A 20,017-nucleotide genomic window follows, 5' to 3' on the forward strand; every position below is an offset into this window, starting at 1 on the left:
GCGCTATGGCTGAGACGGAGACCGCTCCCGGAGCGCAGGAGTTCATCCCACCCGACGCCGGCAGCCTGGCCGAGCTGCGCGACGCGGCCGGCGGCTGCCGGGGCTGCGAGCTGCACCGGGACGCCACCCAGACGGTCTTCGGCCGGGGCGACGAGCACGCCCGGGTGGTCTTCGTCGGCGAGCAGCCCGGCGACGTGGAGGACCAGAAGGGACTGCCGTTCGTCGGGCCGGCCGGGCACCTGCTGCGGCGGGCCGTCGACGAGGCGGGCATCGACCCCGCCCAGCTCTACATCACCAACGCGGTCAAGCACTTCAGGTTCGAGATGCGCGGCAAGCGCCGGCTGCACAAGACACCGGACCGGGTGCACATCGTCGCCTGCCGGCCCTGGCTGGTCGCCGAGTTCGCCCGGCTGCACCCCGAGGTCGTGGTGGTGCTCGGCGCGACGGCTGCCAAGGCGCTGCTCGGCCCGTCGTTCCGGGTCACCCAGTCCCGTGGCGTGATCCTGCCCTGGCCCGAGTCCGCGCAGCGGCCACAGGACTTCGCGAAGGTGCCGGTCGGGCCGACCGGACAACAGGAGTCGGTCGCGCCGACCCGGCTGGTCGCCACCATCCACCCGTCCGCGGTGCTTCGGGCCGACGACCGGGACGCCGCGTACGCCGGTCTGGTCGCCGACCTGTTGGTGGTGGCCGGCGCCCTCGGCTGAGCCGGAGGACGGCGGGTTGGGCCCCGTGCGTCGCCGGGGCAGACTGACCGGCATGGAACAGCACCTCTACGAGCCCGTGCACGAGGAGTTCCGCGAGCTGTGCCGGGCGTTCCTGGCCCGCGAGGCGGTGCCGCACCACGACCGGTGGGAGTCCGCCGGCATCGTGGACCGCGAGGTGTGGCGCCGGGCCGGTGCCGCCGGGCTGCTCGGGACGGACATCCCCGAGGAGTACGGCGGCGGCGGCCAGCGCGACTTCCGGTTCAACGCCGTACTCGTCGAGGAGATCGTGGCCAGTGGCTGCTCGGGGCTCGGATTCGGGCTGCACAACGACGTGGTGGCGCCGTACCTGAGCGAGTTGGCCACCGAGGCGCAGCGGGCGCGCTGGCTGCCCGGCTTCTGCGCGGGCGACATCGTCACCGCGATCGCGATGAGCGAGCCCGGCGCCGGCTCCGACCTGGCCGGGATCCGCACCACCGCGACCCGGGACGGCGACGACTACGTCCTGGACGGCCAGAAGACCTTCATCACCAACGGCGAGCTGGCCGACCTCGTCGTGGTGGTGGCGAAGACCGCGCCGGAGCGGGGCGCGCACGGGGTGAGCCTGCTGGTGGTCGAGCGCGGCACGCCCGGGTTCACCCGGGGCCGCCGGCTGGCCAAGGTCGGCCTGAGGGCCAACGACACGGCCGAACTCTTCTTCGACGGGTGCCGGGTGCCGGCGGCCAACCTGCTAGGCGTGCAGAACAGGGGCTTCTACCACCTGATGGCGAACCTGCCCCGGGAACGGCTCGGCATCGCGGTCGCGGCGGTCGCCGCCGCCGAGCGGCTGCTCGCGGTCACCCTGGAACACGCCCGGTCCAGGGAGGCGTTCGGGCAGCCGATCGGGGCGTTCCAGCACAACAGGTTCCTCCTCGCCGAGCTGGCCACCGAGGTCACCGTCGCCCGGACGTTCCTGAACCACTGTGTCGCCGAGCACAATGCCGGCCGGCTGACCGCCGTGGACGCGGCGAAGGTGAAGTGGTGGACCACCGAGTTGCAGAACCGGGTCGCCGACCGCTGCGTGCAACTGCACGGCGGCTACGGCTACATGCTGGAGTACCCGGTCGCCCGGGCCTGGCTGGACGGGCGGGTGCAGACCATCTACGGCGGTACGACCGAGATCATGAAGGAGATCATCGGCCGCGATCTGGGCCTGTGACGGCGGCCGGGCGGGTTGCGCCCTCGGCGAATCGGGGTTGAAGAGTTCCCGGCGGGCGTGCTTCGATCCGCGGGTAAGGATGGCCCCGCCCACCGCTCCTTGCCGCGGCTGACGGGTGCCGCCCGGCGCCTGGCGGTGGCGGGTCCGGACGGGGGACGGGAGCGGCCTGCATGGCGACGGAACTGCGCACCGGAGTCGACGCCCGACCCGTCGGGGCGGCACCCCTCGACGTACGCCGGGTCCAGCGGCGCACCCTGCTGCTGCTCTGCCTCACCCAGGTAATCGGCGGCACCGGGATGACCATCGGGATGACCGTCGGCGTGCTGCTCGGTGCCCGACTCGGCGGCACCGCGGTCTCCGGCCTGGTGCAGAGCGCCTCGGTGGTCGGCGGCGCGCTGCTCGCCCTGCCGGTGAGCCGGATCATGCGTACCGGCGGGCGGCGCTCGGGGCTGGCGGTCGCGTACCTGGCCGGTGCGCTGGGCGGGGTCCTGATCGTCGTCGCGGCGATGCTGGAGTGGGTGCCGCTGCTCTTCGTCGGCGCGGTGTTCTTCGGCGGCGGGACGACCGCCGGGCTCCAGGCCCGGTACGCCGCCGTCGACCTGGCCGAGCCGACCCGCCGGGGGCGGCACCTGTCGATCGCCGTCTGGGCCACCACCATCGGCGCGGTCACCGCCCCGAACCTCGCCGCGCCGGCCGACCGGGCGCTGGCCTGGACCGGGGTACCCGTGCTGGCCGGCCCGTTCGTCTTCAGCGTGCTCGCCTTCGTGCTGGCTGCCGGCGTACTCCTGGTGTTCCTCCGGCCCGACCCGCTGCTGACCGCGCGCCGGCTCGCGGCGGCCGGTGCCAACGGCGCCGCGGCGACCGGCACCCCCGTCGACGGTGCCGGGACCACCGCCACCGCTGCCGACGGCGTTCCCGGCGGCGGCGTTCCCAGCAGTGGCGCGCCCGGCGGCGGCGTTCCCGGCAGCGGGGTTTCCGGCGCCGGTGCTCCGGGCAGTGGCGCGCCCGCCAGCGGTGCGCCGGGCAAGGGGGCGCGGGCCGGGCGGGACGAGGGGCTGCGCGGCGCGCTGCGGGTGGTCCGGGACCTGCCGGCCGCCCGGCTCGGCATCTCCGCCGTCGCGATGGGGCACCTGGTGATGGTCGGGGTGATGGTGATGACCCCGGTACGCCTCGGCGAGTGGCACTCCGACGCCCACCTGCTCCGGGTGGTCGGCTTGGTCCTCAGCCTGCACATCGCCGGGATGTTCGCGCTCGCCCCGGTGGTCGGCTGGCTCACCGACCGGGTCGGCCGGCGGGCGGTGATCCTCGGCGGGCTCGGCCTGCTCCTGGTCGCCTGCGCGGTCGCCGGGACGGCCGGGCACGACACGGTCCGGATCTCGATCGGGCTCACCCTGCTCGGGCTGGGCTGGTCCGGGACCATGGTGGCCGGCTCGACCCTGCTGTCGGAGTCGGTGCCGGTCGAGGTGCGTCCGTCGGTGCAGGGGCTCTCCGACCTGACGATGGGGCTGGCCGGAGCGCTCGCCGGGGCGCTGAGCGGGTTTGTCATCCAGGTGGCCGGCTATCCCGTGCTCAACCTGCTGGCGGCGGTCGCCGTGGTGCCGCTGCTGGCGCTAGCGTTGCGGACGGCGCTGCCACGGGTACGCGCCGACGGGTGAGGCGACCGGGCCGGCGGGTCCGGGGTGGAGGGGGAGTTTCCGGTGCGGCTGACAGACTTCTGGGCGCGGCTGGAGCAGGCGTTCGGTCCGGCGTACGCCGGCAGTATCGCCGCCGACCAGGTGTTGCCGCAGTTGGGTGGCCGGACCGTCCGGGAGGCGCTGGAGGCCGGCGAGGAGACCGTGGTGGTGTGGCGGGCGGTCTGCGCGGCGTACCCCGACCGGGTGCCGGCTCGGCTACGCTGACCCGTCGATCGACGTACGTCTCCACGTGATCGCTTGGGCACTTACGGTAGTTTGGCGTGTCGTGTGTCGAGTCGTACACCTGTTCGGCTATTGTCCACAGCGGGGTGCCCGTCCACAGGTCGCGGCCAGCCGGCTGTTTTCTGTCGGACCGAGCGCCTAGCGTGTGCGCGTGACGAAAAGCTCAGCGAAGCAGCCGGCGAAGGCAGGGGTGGCAACCATGGCGGCAGGGCCTGACCGGGAGAAGGCACTCGACCTTGCTCTCGCTCAGATCGACAAGCAGTTCGGCAAGGGCTCGGTGATGCGGCTGGGGGAGCGGCCGGTCATCCAGACCGCCGTGATCCCGACCAGCTCCATCGCGCTCGACGTGGCGCTCGGCGTGGGCGGCCTGCCGCGCGGCCGGGTCGTCGAGATCTACGGCCCGGAGAGCAGCGGTAAGACCACCGTCGCGCTGCACGCGGTGGCCAACGCGCAGAAGGCCGGCGGGATCGCCGCGTTCATCGACGCCGAGCACGCCCTCGACCCGGAGTACGCGAAGGCGCTGGGCGTCGACACCGACGCGATGCTCGTCTCCCAGCCCGACACCGGTGAGCAGGCGCTGGAGATCGCCGACATGCTGATCCGGTCCGGCGCGCTGGACATCATCGTGATCGACTCGGTCGCCGCGCTTGTGCCGCGCGCCGAGATCGAGGGTGAGATGGGCGACAGCCACGTCGGCCTCCAGGCCCGGCTGATGAGCCAGGCGCTGCGGAAGATCACCGGCGTGCTCAGCCACACCGGCACCACCGCGATCTTCATCAACCAGCTCCGGGAAAAGATCGGGGTCATGTTCGGTTGTGGATCATGGGATACGAAGGTGACCCTGGCCGACGGATCTCAGGAGCTTCTCGGCAGGATCGTCACGGAGAAGATGGACGTCGAGGTGCTCTCCTACGACGGAGAGCTGGGTTGCCTCAGGCCGCGTCGGGTCGTCAACTGGTTCAACAACGGTAAGACCGAGGAGTTCCTGCGGTTCAAGGTCGATCGGGCCGGTGGTGGCTCGGGACATGGTCGGGCAACCATGTCGATGACCCGGAACCATCTCATCATGACCCCCGGTGGTTGGCGCGAGGCCGGCGAGCTTACGGTCGGCGACCGGGTGATGCTCGCCCAGCCGCACCTGCTCGGCCCCTCGCAGTGGCAGATCGTGCTCGGCTCGCTGATGGGAGACGGCAATCTCTCGCCTGCCGCCCGGCCAGACAGTGAGAGCGGAAGGTTCCGGATGGGGCACGGCGCCAAGCAGGCCACCTACCTGGACTGGAAGGTCTCGCTGCTGGCCAACGTCCCGCACTGTCGCACCTCCAACGCCAAGGGTGCCGTCTTCGCCGACTTCACACCGCTCGCCGAGCTGGGTGAGTTGCGTCAGGCGGTCTACCTGGGCGATGGCAAGAAGCACCTGAGCTGGGATTACCTCAAGGGGCTCACTCCGCTGGCTCTCGCCGTGTGGTACATGGACGACGGGACTTTCACCCTGCGCTCGAAGGGGCTCCAGGAACGAACCAGGGGCGGCAGCGGTCGCGTCGAGATCTGTGTCGAGGCGATGAGCGAGGGAAGTCGGCAACGTCTGTTGGAATACCTACGCGACGGTTGGCGCCTCGACGTCAAACTGGACCGCCGAGGTAAGCGCCAGGTCAACACTTTGTTGTTCACCACCGCAGCATCGGAGAAGTTCCAGGAGCTCGTGGCGCCCTACATCCCCGAATGCATGGAATACAAGCTCCTGCCGAAGTTCCGTAGGCAGTGTGCCGTGGTGCCGGAGTTCATGGAGCCGGTCATGCATCCGCTTCCCGCACGGATTCTCGACATCGAGGTGCGGCGCGACTACAAGACGATGGACCGGTTCGACATCGAGATCGAGGGCTCGCACAATTACCTCGCGGACGGCATCCTGGTACACAACAGCCCGGAGACCACCACCGGTGGGCGAGCGCTGAAGTTCTACGCCTCGGTCCGGCTCGACGTGCGACGCATCGAGAGCCTCAAGGACGGCACCGACGTGGTCGGCAACCGGACCAGGGTCAAGGTGGTCAAGAACAAGGTCGCGGCCCCCTTCAAGCAGGCCGAGTTCGACATCATGTACGGCAAGGGCATCTCCCGGGAGGGCTCGCTGATCGACGTCGGCGTCGAGCAGTCGATCATCCGCAAGTCCGGTGCCTGGTACACCTACGACGGCGACCAGCTCGGCCAGGGCAAGGAGAAGGCCCGCGAGTTCCTCCGGGAGAACCCGGACGTGGCCGCCGAGATCGAGAAGAAGATCCTGGAGAAGCTCGGCGTCGGGGTGGCCTCCGGCGCGGACGCGGCCGGCGGGCCGGAGCTGCCGCCGGTGGACTTCTGACCGTCGACTGACTCCACATCGACGTGGCAGGACGACGTGGTGCCCGTACGGGCCGGGGGTGGGATGCCGCCCCGTCGGCCCGTACGGGCGGTAGTGGCAGTGGCCGCTCGCGCCGAGGCAGGGCCGGTGACCCGGCGGCGGCTTCCGGCCAGGGGGCCGGCGCGGGCCGGTGGCCCGGGAGGGGCGGCGGGCCCGGCGAAGCACCCGGGTCCGGTGACGGGGCGGACGAGGCGCCGGCGCCGAAGCCGCGTGACGAGGCGGAGGCGGCCCGGGAGATCTGCCTGCGCCAGCTCGCCGTACGTCCGCGTACCCGAGCCGAGCTGGCCACCGCAATGGCCCGGCGGGGCATCTCGACGGAGGTGGCCGCCGAGGTCCTCGACCGCTACGACGAGGTCGGCATCATCGACGACGCCGCCTTCGCCCGGGCCTGGGTGAGCAGCCGTCACCAGGGTCGGGGGCTGGCCCGCCGGGCGCTCGCCAACGAGTTGCGCCAGCGGGGTGTGGATGCCGAGATCGCCACCGAGGCGCTCGGCGAGCTGGACGAGTCGACCGAGGCGCAGACCGCCCGGCAACTCGTCGACCGGAAACTGCGTACCGTTACCGGCTCGCCGGAGGCGGTCTTCCGGCGGCTGGTCGGGATGCTGGCCCGGAAGGGCTACCCGCCCGGGGTGGCGATCCGGGCGGTGAAGGACGCGCTTGCCGAGCGGGACGCCGAGGCGGCCGAGTTCGCCGACCAGATCGACGCGGACGCGCTGGCCGAATCCGGTGCGGAACCCGATCGGGACGCGATCTAGGGACCTCTCGTGTTGCTGAAGGCATGCCTCAACGGCGGGGTACGCCGTGCCGAGCACCCCGCCGTGCCGATCAGTCCCGCCGAGCTGGCCGCCGACGCGGCCCGGTGCCGTCTCGTCGGTGCCGGCGCGGTGCACGTCCACCCTCGGGACCGGGACGGGCGGGAGTCGCTGGCCGGTGCCGACGTCGCGGCCGCGGTCGGCGCGATCCGTCGAGCCTGCCCCGGCCTGCCGGTCGGGGTCAGCACCGGCGCCTGGATCGAGCCGGATCCGGCGGCCCGGGTGGCGGCGGTGCGCGGCTGGACCGTGCTGCCGGACTTCGCCTCGGTGAACGCGCACGAGCCGGGTGCCGAGCTGGTGGCCGCCGCCCTGCACGAGCGGGGCGTCGGGGTCGAGGCGGGCGTCTGGACGGTCGAGGCCGCGGCGAATCACCGGCGGTGGCGGGTGCCCTGCCTGCGGGTCCTGGTCGAGTGCATGCGCCCGGAGCCGGCCGACGCGCTGGCCGACGCCGTCGCGATCCTCGGCACACTTCCCGACGACGCCCCACCGGTGTTGCTGCACGGCGAGGGCCCGGCGACCTGGGCGGTACTGGCCGACGCGGTCCGGCGCGGGCTCGCCACCCGGATCGGACTGGAGGACATCCGTACCCTCCCGGACGGCTCACCCGCACCCGGCAACGCGGAGCTGGTCGCGGCGGCGGTGGCGCTGGGCGCCGGTTGACCGCGCAGCGGCACGGCCGAACGTCGGGCCTCGGGACAACCGAAAGTTGAGCGGCGCCGGCCCCGACGGTGGAGTCGGATTTCGGACTCGCCCCCTTATGCCCGCCCTGCTAACAGCTAGTGGTGAGCGTGCCGTCGCCCTCCGTCAGGCAGGGGGCTGGATCATGAGTTTCTTGACCGAATGCCCCATCGCGACCTAGCCTCGCCTTAGACGAGTTTTCCCGACCATTGCAGGCTAAGCGCACAACATAGATCGCGTAACAGTACGGCATCACTTCAGGCCGGGTTCACCGGCCAGATATTTCGGTCACCGAACGGGCCGGTCCGGTGACCGCAGCACCAGCAGCACCCGGTCGTCGGCGGTGTCCCCGGGGGCACTGCCCGGTGGCCGTACCCTCGGCCAGCCGCCTCGGTCGGGCGTCGTGACAGCCGTAGGGCACGTCTCACCCATGGACGTGACCTCCGGCGCGGACGGCACAGGGGAGGCGGCCATGACCGAGCGGGCCAAGATCGGTAGCGGATGCAGGCACGCCGGAGTGCCGGCATGAGCGAGCAGCGCGAGCGAATCGGCCTGTTCAGTGCGGATGTGCCTCATGGCGGCACGCAGCGCAGCGGAGTGCCGGCATGAGCGAGCAGCGCGAGCGAATCGGCCAGTTCAGTGCGGATGTGCCTCATGGCGGCACGCAGCGCAGCGGAGTGCCGGCATGAGCGCCCTCGAATGGGCGCTGCTGGCCGCCATCGTCGGGCTGGCCGCGCTGGTGGTCGTCGCGATCAGTCTGGGTGCCCGTGCGCTGCGCCGGATCGGAACCGTGACCGCCGCGCCGGCAGCCGACGACCCGGCCTTCGTCGCCGAGAAGGACCGGCAGGAGCAGTCGCTTGCGGCGCTGCGTACCGCAGCCGACGAGGCGTCGTCGAGCGTCGACACGGCCAAGTCCGCCGCGGCTGCCGCCCGAGCCGACGCCGCCGCGGCGAAGGCCGAGGCGAGCGCCGCCCGGGCCGAGGCACAGCGGGTACTCGACGCCGCCCGGGCCGAGGCCGACACCGTGCTGGACCGGGCGCACCGGCAGGCCGAGGCGGATGCCGAGCAGGTACGCGCGGCGGCCCGGCGCAGCGGCGAGCGGGAGATCTCGCTGCTCGCCTCCACCACCAGGGAACAGGCGGCCGAGGTGGAGCGGCGGGCACAGCGGATGGACGAGCGGGAGCGGCTGCACACCGAGGAGGTGGAGCGGCTCGCCGAGCGGGAGCGCGGGCTGACCGCGATGGCCGCCGAACTGGCCGCCCGCAAGGCGGCACTGGTCGCCCGGGAGAAGGCGCTGGCCGAGGCGGAGGAGCAGCGCAGGCGGGAGCTGGAGCGGATCGCCGGGCTGACCGCCGAGTCCGCCCGGGTCGAGCTGGTGGAGGCGATCGAGGGCCAGGCGAAGCGGGAGGCGGCGATCCTGGTCCGGGACATCGAGTCCGACGCCCGGAACACCGCCGAACAGCGGGCCCGGCACATCGTGGTGGACGCCATCCAGCGGGTGGCCAGCGAGCAGACTGCCGAGAGCGTGGTAAGCGTGCTGCACCTGCCCGGCGACGAGATGAAGGGCCGGATCATCGGCCGCGAGGGGCGCAACATCCGGGCCTTCGAGTCGGTCACCGGGGTCAACCTGATCATCGACGACACCCCCGAGGCGGTGCTGCTCTCCTGCTTCGACCCGGTACGCCGGGAGATCGGCCGGCTGACCCTGGAGAAGCTGGTCCTCGACGGCCGGATCCACCCGCACCGGATCGAGGAGGTCTTCGAGACCGCCCGGCACGAGGTGGAGCGGCTCTGCCAGCGGGCCGCCGAGGACGCCCTGGTCGAGGTGGGGATCACCGAGATCCACCCGGAAATGGTCAGTCTGCTCGGCCGGTTGCGCTATCGGACGTCGTACGGGCAGAACGTGCTCAAGCACCTGGTCGAGACCGCGCACATCGCCGGGATCATGGCTGCCGAGCTGCGCCTGGACATCCCGTTGATCAAGCGGTCCGCCTTCCTGCACGACATCGGCAAGGCGCTCACCCACGAGGTCGAGGGGAGCCACGCGCTGATCGGCGCCGACCTGGCCCGCAAGTACGGCGAGACCGAGGAGGTGGTGCACGCGATCGAGGCGCACCACAACGAGGTGCAGCCGCAGACCGTCGAGGCGGTGCTGACCCAGGCGTCCGACGCCTGCTCCGGCGGTCGGCCGGGCGCCCGCCGGGAGAGCCTGGAGGCGTACGTCAAGCGGCTGGAGCGGATCGAGGAGATCGCCGCCGGCAAGTCCGGGGTGGAGAAGGTCTTCGCGATGCAGGCCGGACGGGAGATCCGGGTGATGGTCAAGCCGGACGACGTCGACGAGATCGGCGCCGCGGTGCTGGCCCGGGACGTGGCCAAGCAGATCGAGGAGGAGCTGACCTATCCCGGTCAGATCCGGGTGACAGTGGTACGCGAGTCCCGGGTCACCGAGATCGCCCGCTGACCGGACCGACCACCACGACCGCGCGTACGCCTCTCAAGGGCCGGCCGCCGGTTGCTTCTCAGGCGGTGCCGGTGGTGGTGCCGCTGGTGGGCTTGCCGAGGTCCTCCCCGGCCTGCACCACCGGGGCGGCCGTCTTCGGGGTACGCGTCATCCGCTTCTGTAGCCACCAGGCCAGCAGCGAGAGCAGGCCGCAGATGGAGATGTAGATGGCGGCGACGATCAGGTACGTCGGCACGTACGGCAGCCCGAACGACAGCCGGCCGCCGATCGTCTTGCCGACGTAGAGCAGCTCCGGGTAGGTGATGATGAACCCGAGTGCGGTGTCCTTGAGCAGCACGACGAGCTGGCTGACGATCGCCGGCAGCATCGAGCGGACCGCCTGGGGCAGCAGGATCAGCCGCAGCACCTGGTTCTTCCGCAGGCCGATCGCGTACGCGCCCTCGGACTGGCCCCGCGGCACGGCGTTGAGGCCGGCCCGGAAGATCTCGGCCAGCACCGAGCCGTTGTACAGCGTCAGCCCGATGACCAGGGCCCAGATCTTGTCGATCGGCCAGCCGTACTGCAACGGCACGTAGTAGCCGAAGAAGATCAGGATCAGCAGCGGGATGGCCCGGAAGAGTTCGACGACGAAGCTGGCCGGGGCACGCAGGATCCACTTGTCGCTGAGCCGGGCGCTGGCGAACACGGCGCCGAAGAGCAGGGCGAGCACGGCGGCGATGCCGGCCGCCTTGAGGGTGGCCCAGAGCCCGTTGAGCAGCTCGATCTGGACGGCCTCGAACCTGAACTGCTCCCACTTGCGCGCCTCGAACTGGCCGGTCTCCCAGAGCCGGTAACCGACGAAGGCGATCAGGCCGGCGATGCCGACGATCGTGAGGATCCCGATCAGGCCGTTGCGGCGGCGTGCCTTCGGCCCGGGCAGGTCATAGAGAACCGTCGCCTGGCTCACCGTGCCACCGTCCACTTGCGCTCGAGGAACCGCTGTAGGAAGACCAGCGGGAGGATGAGGATGAGGAAGCCGATCGTGATCCAGAGCAGCACGGCGAACTGCGGTTCACCCCGCTCGGCCATGTACGCCGGGATGGCGCCGGCCTCCAGCACGGAGAAGCCGGCGGCGATCGTGGTGTTCTTGAGCATCGCGATCAGCACGCTCATCATCGGCGGGACCATCGAGCGGAACGCCTGCGGCAGGACGATCAGCCCGAGTACCTGGTCGAAGGTCATGCCCAGGGCCCGGGCCGCCTCGGCCTGCCCGGCCGACACGGTGTTCACGCCGGAGCGGACCACCTCGCAGACGAACGCGGAGGTGTAGAGCGTGAGGGCGATGCAGGCGGCCGGGAAGTAGTCGATGTTGACGTCGAGCTTCGGCACCGCGAAGACGAGGAAGGCGAAGACCAGGGTCAGCGGGGTGTTGCGGAGCACGTTGACGTACGTTGCCCCGAAGGCGCGCAGCGCGGGGATCGGGGAGACCCGCATCGCCCCGAGCAGGGTGCCGAGAACGAGGGTGAAGACGGCGGAGATAAGGAAGAGTTGGACGGTGGTGGTGAACCCGTCGACGAACAGTTTGTGGTTGTCCGTCAGCACGCGGAAGAACTCGCCCATGCCTCGCTCTCAGTTCTCGCCGGGCCGGGCGGGGAGCGGACTCCCCGCCCGGCGTCGTCAGCAGGTCAGTTGCGGTTGCGCGACTGTCAGTACCGCTCCAGGGTCGGCGGGGTCGCCGCGGAGCCGGACTTGCCCAGCGTGCCGTCGTAGACCTTCTGCCAGGTGCCGTCGGTGAACGCCGCCTCGATCTGGTCGTTGACGTAGTCCCGCAGCGCCTTGTCGTCCTTGGGCAGGCCGATGCCGTACTTCTCGGTGCTGAACGGCTCGCCGACGACCTTCAGCTCGTCGCCGGCCTGCGCGGCATAGCCCTTCAGGATGGCGTCGTCGGTGGTGACCGCGTCGACCTTCTTGTCGAGCAGCTGCGACACGCACTCGGAGTACGTCTTGAACTCGACGATGTTCTCCGGCTCGGTCAGGCCCTCGTCCCGGACCTTCTGGATCGGGGTCGACCCGGTCGCGGAGCAGACCTTCTTGCCCTTGAGGGTGTCCTTGCCGGTGATCGCCGACTCGTCCTTGCGGACCAGCAGCGCCTGCCCGGCGACGTAGTACGGCCCGGCGAAGGAGATGTCGTTCTTCCGCTTGTCGGTGATCGAGTAGGTGCCGACGTAGTAGTCGACCTCGCCACCCTTGATCGCGGTCTCCCGGTTGGCCGACGGGATCTCCTTGTACTCGATCTTCGACGGGTCGACGCCGAGCTTGCTCGCGACGTACTGGGCGATCTCGATGTCGAAGCCGCACCGGGTGCCCTGGGCGTCCTTGTAACCGAGGAAGGGCTGGTCGAACTTGACGCCGACGGTGACCTTGCCGGCCGACTTGATCTTGTCGTAGGTCGGGCTGCCGGTGATGGTCACGCTGGAGGCCGGGGTGAAGGTCGTGCCGGACGTCTGGCAGGTGTCGCTGCTCGGGGCGTCGGAACCGTTGCCGGCGCCGCTCGGCGTCGGTGTGCCCTCTTCACCACAGGCCGCCGCCGACAGGGCGAGCGCCGCCATCGCGGTCAGCGCCGCCATGCGTGCGATACGCATTATCTTTCTCCTCCTCTTGACGGAGCGGCGCCCGCAGCGACGCTCCACACTGGACCTAAAGGCTCGGGGCCGGTGTTCGACCTAGTGGGTCAGGATCTTCGACAGGAAGTCCTTGGCCCGCTCGCTGCGCGGGTTGCCGAAGAACTCGTCCGGCGGCGCGTCCTCGACGAGCTGGCCGTCGGCCATGAAGATGACCCGCCTGGCGGCGTGCCGGGCGAAGCCCATCTCGTGGGTGACCACGACCATCGTCATGCCGTCGTTGGCCAGCGAGGTCATCACCTCCAGCACCTCGCCGACCATCTCCGGGTCCAGCGCGCTGGTGGGCTCGTCGAAGAGCATCGCCTTCGGCTGCATGGCCAGGGCCCGGGCGATGGCGGCCCGTTGCTGCTGCCCGCCGGAGAGCTGGGCGGGATATTTCTCCGCCTGGCTGGCGATGCCGACCCGCTCCAGCAACTGCATCGCACGGTCCCGGGCGGCGGTCGGCTTCTCCTTGCGGACCTTGATCGGGCCGAGGGTCACGTTGTCCAGGATGCTCTTGTGGGCGAAGAGGTTGAACGACTGGAAGACCATGCCGACCTCGCTGCGCAGCCGGGCCAGCGCCCGACCCTCGGCCGGCAGCGGCTGGCCGTCGAACGTGATCGTCCCGGAGTTGATCGGCTCCAGCCGGTTGATCGCCCGGCACAGGGTCGACTTCCCGGAGCCGGACGGGCCGATGACCACGACGACCTCGCCCCGGTGCACGGAGAGGTCGACGTCCTGCAACACGTGCAGCGGGCCGAACCACTTGTTGACCCCGTCAAGCCTGATGAGCGGCTGGTCGGTCGTCGCACCGGCCACTTCGCCCGCCTCGCTCCGCTCGGTCATGCCCCCACCTGTCTCGTCCATGAGCTGTCGCACCGGATTCAGGCCGAATCGGTTACGCAACTGTAGGGGACCTGACGTGCTGGAATGTAATCGAGTTCATCACGGGGCGATAACAGCAGGGCTGGTGATCCTCACCATCCGTCAACGAGATGTGACTGTGAGTAGTTACATCTCATCGGTCCGCTGCTCGGGCGGGACCCGAACCGGGCGAGCGGTCCGTGCGGGGAGGAAAGCTGGCGGAGGCGTACGGGAATCGAACCCGCCCGACCGAGCTGCTCGGCCGCATCGGTGTTGAAGACCGTGAGGACCACCAGGCGCCTGCCCGCCTCCGAGGCCAGCGGCGTTGTTTCGCCCCTGATCGTAGGCGGTGCGCCGTTTCCGGTGTTCCGCCGGGTCTGCCATAACTCCCCCGCTTGGCGGTCAGATCGTCTGCCCGCACGGGCGCCCGGTCCACCTGGAGCCTGCGACTGTTCCGCGGGGGCGCGGACCGTGCTGGATTGCGGAATCACGCAACGAATTCTTTGATGATCTTGCGGAATGCAGACATCGTCGTACTCACGTGCTTGTATCGCTGCGTACCAGGTCTGTCGGTTCGGGGGAGGGCGTAGATGACAGGCAGGAGAGCGGGGGTGCTCACGATCGGAAGGGCCGTACCGGCGCTGGTTCGCTGGGGGGTCTCGGCGGACGCCGATCTGGTGTACCGATGTCTGCTGACCTTCGGGCCACAAGCCGCCGGTGAAGTCGCGGTAGAGCTTGGTTTGGGGGTACGGAGGATCCGGACCGCGCTGGACGAGTTGCTGGCCGTCGACATCGTCAAGGTGGAGCGCGAGCCGTCGGGGCACGGCGCGGACGCCTCGGTCTGGCGGGCACGGCCCGCAGCTGCGGTGGTGACGACCCTGCGGCGCCAAGCGCTCCGGCGTGCCGCTGCGGCTACCGGCGGCACTGTTGGGCCATCTGAGCGGGTCGCGCTCTCGGCGAGGCACCTGCCGGACCGCGAGTCGCGCCGCCGGCGCATCGCCGAGTTGGCCGCCCTGGAGCGGATCGAGCATCTGTCGATGCAGCCCGAGCAGGTTTTCAGCACGGACGAGTTGACGGTCGGAGCGCCGCTGGATGTCGCGGCCCTGCGTCGCGGCGTGCGAATGCGCACGCTGAGCCGCCCGCCCGCGGACGGGGACCGCTCGGCGCAGCATGCGGTCGAGTTCGGCCGGCTCGGCGGCGAGTACCGGGAGGCGGCGCGGCTTCCGCAGAAACTCATGATCTTCGACCGACGCGTGGCACTGCTCGCCGTCGATCCTTTTGACCTGGATCGCGGCACATGGGAGATCGTCGACCACGCTGCGGTCGATTCGCTTGTCAGACTGTTCATCCGGCACTGGAGCAACGCGGTGGACCCTAGCCGAAACGGAGTGCCTGCAATCGTGTTGACATCACGCGAGAACGCGATCGTCGCACTGCTCGCCAAGGGATACACCGATGCCGCCTCCGCGCAGGAGATGGGCATCTCCACCCGTTCGCTCACCTACACCCTGAGGGCGTTGATGGACCGCCTCGGTGTCGACAACCGCTTCCAGTTGGGCCTCGCGCTCGGCGCACTGAACGTGGCGACGCCATCCGTTTCGTCCGCACCCACCGACAGCATCGATGGGAAGAACCGATGAAATACCTGGCTGTGCTGACCGCCGCGTTCGTCGCGATCTTCGGCGCCGGTGCATCCGCTGCGGCGGACGGCGGATGGCTGCGCGTTCCGTGCTTCTCCGGGGCCATCGAGCAGACGCAGGTCACCGACGGCGACTATCTCACCCTGACCGGATATCTGGACTGCGACGTGCCGGACAGCAGCCTCGAAGCGCGGTGGGGATACGCCGTCTTCATCGGGAGTCTCCCCTACGGCTCCCTCAACGACACGGACCTGCGGGCGTACTCCTATGAGGGCAGGACGGCGTTCTCCGACAGGATGCGCGTGGACAGGCTCCTGGAGCTGGGAATCTGCGTCGTCACGGACTACGAGGTGCGTATCGCGTGTGTCGAAGTCACCCGGAAGAGCGCGACATCACCGATGCTGGTGTGGCCCACGCCCGTCGACGACGAACTCGTCGACCGGCCGTTCCAACGGCGGGGGGACGGCGCTCCCAACCCGATCTGCGGCCATTGCTAGTCCCCTCTCAGGACGCCACGACCGTGCCGAACCAGCACCGCCGCCATCCCACGACGAGGGACCGCCGACCGGTCCGGCTTGACCGGTCAGCGGTCCCTCGTCGGATGGCGTGGTCCTCGATCAGAAGTCGTCGTCGAAGCTGACCGAGCCGGTCACCCCGACCTGGTAGGCCGAGACCCGCCGCTCGAAGAAGTTCGACAGTTCTTGGACGTCCTGCAACTCCATGAACGCGAACGGATTGCGGCTGCCGTAGCTGGGCTCGATGCCGAGTACGGCCAGCCGGCGGTCGGCGACGTGCTGGAGGTACTCGCGCATGTCGGCAAGCGACATACCGGAGACGCCCTGTTCGAGCAGGTCCTCGGCGAACTGGACCTCGCATTCCACCGCCTCGGCCAGCATCTGCCGGACCTGCTGTTCCAGCTCGGCGTCGAACAGCTCCGGCTCCTCGGCGCGTACGGTCTGCACCACGTCGAAGGCGAACGCCATGTGCATGGACTCGTCCCGGAACACCCAGTTGGTGCCGGAGGCGAGCCCGTGCAGCACTCCCCGGGAGCGCAGGAAGTAGACGTACGCGAAGGCGCCGTAGAAGAACAGCCCTTCGATGCAGGCGGCGAAGCAGATCAGGTTGAGCAGGAACGCCCGCCGGTCCGCCCGGGTCCGCAGTTCGCGCAGCTCGAAGATGGACTCGATCCACCTGAAGCAGAACTCGGCCTTGCGGGCGATCGACGGGATGTTCTCCACCGCCGCGAATGCCGCGAACCGCTCCCGCTCGTCCGGGACGTACGTGTCGAGCAGGTTCAGGTAGAACTGGACGTGCACCGCCTCCTCGAAGAGTTGCCGGGAGAGGTAGAGCCGGCCCTCCGGGGAGTTGACGTGCTGGTAGAGGTTCAGCACCAGGTTGTTGGCCACGATGGTGTCGCCGGTGGCGAAGAACGCGACAAGCCGGGAGACCAGGTGCTGCTCGGCGGGGGAGAGCCGGGCCAGGTCGGCGAGGTCGGAGTGCAGGTCGACCTCCTCGACGGTCCAGGTGTTCTTGATCGCGTCCTTGAACCGGTCGAAGAACTGCGGGTAGCGCATCGGTCGCAGCGTCAGGTCCATCCCCGGGTCGAGCAGCATCCGCCGCTCAGCGGAGCCGGTACTGCTGCTGGTACTGGTACGGAGATCGGGAGTGGTGGTCACTGGCAGGCCTCGCAGCTCTCGGGGTTTTTCAGGGAACAGGCCAGCGCCTCGTCCTCAGTCACGGTCACCAGGGGCTTGACGACCGGGGTGACGGCGACGGTGGCCTGCTGGATGCGGGTGGCGGGTCGGGAACGCAGGTAGTAGGTGGTCTTCAGCCCGGACTTCCAGGCGTGCAGGTACATCGAGGAGAGCTTGCCGATGGTCGGCGCGCTCATGAACAGGTTCAGCGACTGCGACTGGTCGACGTAGGGCGCGCGGGCGGCGGCCAGGTCGACAAGCGCCCGCTGCGGCAGCTCCCAGGCGGTGCGGAACAGCTCCCGTACCTCCGGCGGCAGTTCGGAGATGCCCTGCACCGAGCCCTCGGCCCGCTTGATCTGGTCGCGGATCGGCGCCGTCCAGAGTCCGCGCGCCTTCAGCTCGCGTACCAGATAGGTGTTGATCTGGAGGAACTCCCCGGACATCGTCTCGCGCTTGAACAGGTTGGAGACCTGCGGCTCGATGCACTCGTAGCAGCCGGCGATCGAGGCGATCGTCGCCGTCGGGGCGATCGCGACCAGCAGCGAGTTGCGCAGGCCGTGCGCGGCGATCGTCGACCGCAGCGCGGCCCACCGCTCCGCCTGGGCCGGCTCCGCGCCGCACAGGTCCGGGTGCAGCTCACCCCGGGCCGCCCGGGTCTGTGGGTACGCCGGATGCGGACCGAACCGCTCGGCCAACCCGGCCGAGGTCTCCAACGCGGTCAGGAAGATCTCCTCCTGTACCCGGGTCGACAGCTCCCGGGCCGGCGCCGAGTCGAACGGCAGCCGAAGTGTGAAGAACGCGTCCTGCAAGCCCATCAGCCCGAGCCCGACCGGCCGCCAGCGGGGGTTCGACGCCGCCGCCTGCGCCGCCGGGTAGTAGTTGATGTCGATCACCCGGTCCAGGAACACCACCGCCGTGCGTACGGTGTCGCGCAGCTTCGCCCAGTCGACCCCGTCGGCGGTGACGTGCGCGGCCAGGTTGACCGAGCCGAGGTTGCAGACCGCGGTCTCGGTGTCGCTGTTGACCTCCAGGATCTCGGTGCAGAGATTCGACAGGTGGATGGTGTTGCCCGGCTCGCCGGTCTGGTTGGAGAGCCGGTTCGAGGCGTCCTTGAACGTCATCCACCCGTTGCCGGTCTGCGCCAGGGTGCGCATCATCCGCCCGTACAGTTCCCTGGCCCGCACGGTCCGGACGGCCTTCTTCTCGGCCGCCCGGTACGCCTCGTCGAAGGTGTCCCCGAACAGGTCGGGCAGCTCGGGCGCGTCGGACGGGTCGATCAGCGACCAGTCGCCGTCGGCCTCGACCCGACGCATGAACTCGTCCGGGATCCAGTTCGCCAGGTTCAGGTTGTGGGTACGCCGGGCCTCCTCGCCGGTGTTGTCCCGCAGCTCCAGGAACTCCTCGACGTCCGGATGCCACGGCTCCAGGTAGACGCAGGCCGCACCCTTGCGCCGGCCACCCTGGTTCACCGCCGCCACACCCGCGTCGAGCGTCTTGAGGAACGGCACGATCCCGTTCGACCGGCCGTTGGTGCCCCGGATCAGCGCGCCCCGGCCCCGTACCCGGGACCAGGAGATGCCGATGCCACCGGAGAACTTGGACAGCTTCGCCACCTGGTGGTAACGCTCGTAGATCGAGTCCAGCTCGTCCCTCGGCGAGTCGACCAGGAAACAGGACGACATCTGGGTGTGCCGGGTGCCGGAGTTGAACAGCGTCGGCGAACTCGGCAGGTAGGCCAGCGACGACATCAGCCGGTAGAACCCGATCGCCTCGCCCGGCGTCCGGGACAGTCCGCAGGCGACCCGCAACAGCCAGTGCTGCGGCGTCTCCACCACCAGTCGGGTCTCCGGATGCCGCAGCAGGTAACGGTCGGCGACGGTACGCAGCCCGAAGTACTCGAACCGCCGGTCACCGTCCGGGTCGACGGCGTCGTCGAGCTTGCGGGCGTTTCGGGCCACGAACGCGGCCGTGTCGTCGCCGATCAGGCCCAGACCGTGCGCGTACCGGATGGACTGGCTGAAGCTGGCCACCCCCTGACCGCGTACCTCCTTGTCGACGAACGCGGCCAGCAACCGGGCCGCCAGTCTCGAGTACTGCGGCTCCGTGCCGATGAGTTCCGCCGCCGTCTGGATCGAGAGCCTGTCCAGTTCGGCGGTGGTCGCCCCGTCGTACAGCCCGCTTATCGTCTTCGTCGCCACCCGTAGCGGATCGACCTCGTCCAGGTCGTCGACCCAGCGCTCCACGGCCCGGACGATCTTGTTGACGTCCACCGACTCCAGGTCGCCGTTCCGCTTGCGGACCCGCATGACCTGCCGGCGCTGCTCCGGCACCGCGGCCGGCTCCGGCACCGCGGCCGGCTCCGGCACCGCGGCCTGCCCCGGCCCAGTTGCATCCTGGTCCGGCCCACCCGCAGCCTGCTCCGGCGCCGCGGTCTGCTCGTGCGCGACCGTCATGGCCCTCTCCTCACGCCTCGCCCGAGGTCGTCGAGCGCGCGGGAGGACGCCGCCGGCCCGCGGCGAACAACCGCGGCCGGCTCCGGCGTCGGCCGTCCCGCGCGGCCTTCGACCGCCGCACACCGGTCGGCGTACGGCGCGCTGGCAGGTCTTCGGACTCGTGGGCAGGACGCCGGGGCGTCGCCTACTGGCCGTCGCTTCCCGGACCGGCTGGTCCAGTGCTTGGTTGACGGCGGTCGTTCCCACTCACCGCTGCGGGGCAGTCCCGGACTTCCACCGGGTTCCCTGTTGTCTCGACCGACCAGTCAGGACGGCCGAACCAGCTGCGGGAAACACCATATCTGGGTGGGATGGGAGATGGGCAACACCAGATGGTGTGTCGGGCGTGTCGTGGATCCCAGCAGTCGTGTCCCCGGTCGACAGTCGGACCGGAAACCCGGCCCCGGCGTCATCCAGGTCGGAGCGTTGGCGAGCAGCCGGGCCCGGAGGATGGTCGGTCCGGAACTGTCCGGTGCCCGACCGGGCTGGCCGAACAGGCCACGCTGGGTGAGCGCCACCGGCGAGGCCGC

Annotated in this window: 15 protein-coding genes, 1 tRNA gene, 3 pseudogenes and 1 riboswitch; of the genes and pseudogenes, 12 read left to right on the forward strand and 7 right to left on the reverse strand. The window is 70.2% G+C overall.

Annotation, left to right across the window (positions count from 1 at the left end; translation table 11 throughout):
* The first annotated feature begins 5 nt into the window (after positions 1–5).
* From O7626_RS07445 to rny, 10 genes and pseudogenes are all read left to right on the forward strand, one after another.
* Complete coding sequence (locus O7626_RS07445) at positions 6–704, forward strand: UdgX family uracil-DNA binding protein (RefSeq protein ID WP_278060418.1); 699 nt, start codon at positions 6–8, stop codon at positions 702–704.
* 52 nt (positions 705–756) lie between these two features.
* Complete coding sequence (locus tag O7626_RS07450) at positions 757–1,899, forward strand: acyl-CoA dehydrogenase family protein (protein WP_278060419.1); 1,143 nt, start codon at positions 757–759, stop codon at positions 1,897–1,899.
* Positions 1,900–2,069: 170 nt separating this feature from the next.
* Positions 2,070–3,554: an MFS transporter gene (locus tag O7626_RS07455; protein WP_278060420.1), complete on the forward strand. Its 1,485-nt coding sequence runs from the start codon at positions 2,070–2,072 to the stop codon at positions 3,552–3,554.
* 42 nt (positions 3,555–3,596) lie between these two features.
* On the forward strand, positions 3,597–3,797 hold the full coding sequence (locus O7626_RS07460) for a DUF3046 domain-containing protein (protein WP_278060421.1): 201 nt from the start codon (positions 3,597–3,599) through the stop codon (positions 3,795–3,797).
* 217 nt (positions 3,798–4,014) lie between these two features.
* Positions 4,015–4,629, forward strand: a pseudogene (gene recA, locus O7626_RS07465) (recombinase RecA); the annotation flags it as partial.
* 306 nt (positions 4,630–4,935) lie between these two features.
* Positions 4,936–5,732, forward strand: a pseudogene (locus O7626_RS07470) (recombinase RecA); the annotation flags it as partial.
* Between the two features lies 1 nt (position 5,733).
* A pseudogene (locus O7626_RS07475) lies at positions 5,734–6,168 on the forward strand (DNA recombination/repair protein RecA); the annotation flags it as partial.
* Between the two features lie 23 nt (positions 6,169–6,191).
* Positions 6,192–6,962, forward strand: a complete 771-nt coding sequence (locus O7626_RS07480) for a regulatory protein RecX (RefSeq protein ID WP_278060422.1) — start codon at positions 6,192–6,194, stop codon at positions 6,960–6,962.
* 9 nt (positions 6,963–6,971) lie between these two features.
* Positions 6,972–7,679 carry a 3-keto-5-aminohexanoate cleavage protein gene (locus O7626_RS07485; protein ID WP_278060423.1) on the forward strand — a complete coding sequence of 236 codons (708 nt, stop codon included), beginning with the start codon at positions 6,972–6,974 and terminating at the stop codon, positions 7,677–7,679.
* A 703-nt stretch (positions 7,680–8,382) separates the two neighbouring features.
* Positions 8,383–10,158 carry a ribonuclease Y gene (gene rny, locus O7626_RS07490; protein ID WP_278060424.1) on the forward strand — a complete coding sequence of 592 codons (1,776 nt, stop codon included), beginning with the start codon at positions 8,383–8,385 and terminating at the stop codon, positions 10,156–10,158.
* Positions 10,159–10,216: 58 nt separating this feature from the next.
* On the opposite strand, the gene O7626_RS07495 is transcribed toward rny, so the two are convergent.
* From O7626_RS07495 to O7626_RS07515, 5 genes are all read right to left on the reverse strand, one after another.
* Complete coding sequence (locus O7626_RS07495; RefSeq protein WP_278060425.1) at positions 10,217–11,104, reverse strand: amino acid ABC transporter permease; 888 nt, start codon at positions 11,102–11,104, stop codon at positions 10,217–10,219.
* On the reverse strand, positions 11,101–11,757 hold the full coding sequence (locus O7626_RS07500; RefSeq protein WP_278060426.1) for an amino acid ABC transporter permease: 657 nt from the start codon (positions 11,755–11,757) through the stop codon (positions 11,101–11,103). Before O7626_RS07500 ends, O7626_RS07495 begins: the two co-directional genes overlap by 4 nt.
* 86 nt (positions 11,758–11,843) lie before the next feature.
* A complete protein-coding gene (locus O7626_RS07505; RefSeq protein WP_278060427.1) occupies positions 11,844–12,779 on the reverse strand; it encodes a glutamate ABC transporter substrate-binding protein in 936 nt (311 codons plus the stop codon).
* Positions 12,780–12,860: 81 nt separating this feature from the next.
* Positions 12,861–13,616, reverse strand: a complete 756-nt coding sequence (locus O7626_RS07510) for an amino acid ABC transporter ATP-binding protein (RefSeq protein WP_347404851.1) — start codon at positions 13,614–13,616, stop codon at positions 12,861–12,863.
* A 261-nt stretch (positions 13,617–13,877) separates the two neighbouring features.
* Positions 13,878–13,973 (reverse strand) — tRNA-Sec (locus tag O7626_RS07515).
* Positions 13,974–14,272: 299 nt separating this feature from the next.
* On the opposite strand from O7626_RS07515, the gene O7626_RS07520 reads away from it, so the two are divergent.
* Together O7626_RS07520 and O7626_RS07525 are read left to right on the forward strand one after the other, a co-directional pair.
* Positions 14,273–15,301 carry a LuxR C-terminal-related transcriptional regulator gene (locus tag O7626_RS07520; RefSeq protein WP_278060429.1) on the forward strand — a complete coding sequence of 343 codons (1,029 nt, stop codon included), beginning with the start codon at positions 14,273–14,275 and terminating at the stop codon, positions 15,299–15,301.
* Complete coding sequence (locus tag O7626_RS07525) at positions 15,298–15,798, forward strand: hypothetical protein (RefSeq protein WP_278060430.1); 501 nt, start codon at positions 15,298–15,300, stop codon at positions 15,796–15,798. Before O7626_RS07520 ends, O7626_RS07525 begins: the two co-directional genes overlap by 4 nt.
* A gap of 120 nt (positions 15,799–15,918) precedes the next feature.
* Here O7626_RS07525 and O7626_RS07530 read toward each other — a convergent pair whose 3' ends face one another.
* Together O7626_RS07530 and O7626_RS07535 are read right to left on the reverse strand one after the other, a co-directional pair.
* Positions 15,919–16,977 carry a ribonucleotide-diphosphate reductase subunit beta gene (locus O7626_RS07530; RefSeq protein ID WP_278060431.1) on the reverse strand — a complete coding sequence of 353 codons (1,059 nt, stop codon included), beginning with the start codon at positions 16,975–16,977 and terminating at the stop codon, positions 15,919–15,921.
* Positions 16,974–19,301 (reverse strand): ribonucleoside-diphosphate reductase subunit alpha, encoded by a 2,328-nt coding sequence (locus tag O7626_RS07535; RefSeq protein WP_278066090.1) that lies wholly within the window; start codon positions 19,299–19,301, stop codon positions 16,974–16,976. The genes O7626_RS07530 and O7626_RS07535 overlap by 4 nt, the downstream gene beginning before the upstream one ends.
* 272 nt (positions 19,302–19,573) lie before the next feature.
* Positions 19,574–19,787: riboswitch (cobalamin riboswitch) on the reverse strand.
* Between the last annotated feature and the right edge of the window lie 230 nt (positions 19,788–20,017).

Origin of the sequence: Micromonospora sp. WMMD1102 (assembly GCF_029626265.1) — a bacterium.
GTDB lineage: Bacteria > Actinomycetota > Actinomycetes > Mycobacteriales > Micromonosporaceae > Plantactinospora.